The organism is Xenorhabdus sp. KJ12.1 (assembly GCF_963876495.1).
Taxonomy (GTDB): domain Bacteria; phylum Pseudomonadota; class Gammaproteobacteria; order Enterobacterales; family Enterobacteriaceae; genus Xenorhabdus; species Xenorhabdus stockiae.
This window is the reverse complement of record NZ_CAWNQH010000018.1, coordinates 1-631: the sequence shown is the minus strand read 5'-3', so window position 1 is coordinate 631 and position 631 is coordinate 1. Positions and strand designations below refer to the sequence as shown.

Here is a 631-nt window from a genome sequence, read left to right as displayed (position 1 = left end):
TTTGGCGGTAGCAGCGATTTTGAACTGGCGATAAGGATCAGTTGGCCGGGAGTACCTTCTCCTTGAATGGATATACCGCTATTTACCCGGTAGTGAGCGTTTTTTTGCGGCTCGGTAATCCGCATTGGCATGGTGAAATGCCATTCGATAGGTGCACCAATTTTATTCCCATTCTTGGTTTCCTGTATCACTAATGTATAGGGTTCTCCTCCGTGTAATTTGCCAGTGTCAATCCTTAATCCCCAATGAGGAATAGCAAGACCTGCTATGGTAGAAACACCACCGATAACAACCCCAGAAATAGCTCCGGTCAGCCCGGTGGCAAGCCCAGCTCCCACTCCTGCAGCAACACTGAATAAACCGTACAGGATTATTAACCCGCCGTCCGGATCAATCGGTGGAAAATTGGTGGGATTATCAATTTCAGGTTTGTCCTCATCCGGCTCTTTTTCTTTCACAGCCACCAATTCCATTTTAGTAGCAACTACTTTGTTGCCTTTCATTAATTCGGCGGTCAGTTCATACGTGCCTTCGGTGAAAGTGATGGGTGTCGTACATCCCCAGTCACCATTATCACTGACGACAGCATTCTCACAAATTATGTCTGAGAGGATGTCTGGCGCATCTACCC

1 pseudogene is annotated in these 631 nt (G+C 47.2%); it reads right to left on the bottom strand.

Annotation, left to right across the window (positions count from 1 at the left end):
* Window positions 1–631, bottom strand: a pseudogene (locus AACS92_RS03000) (S1 family peptidase); the annotation flags it as partial.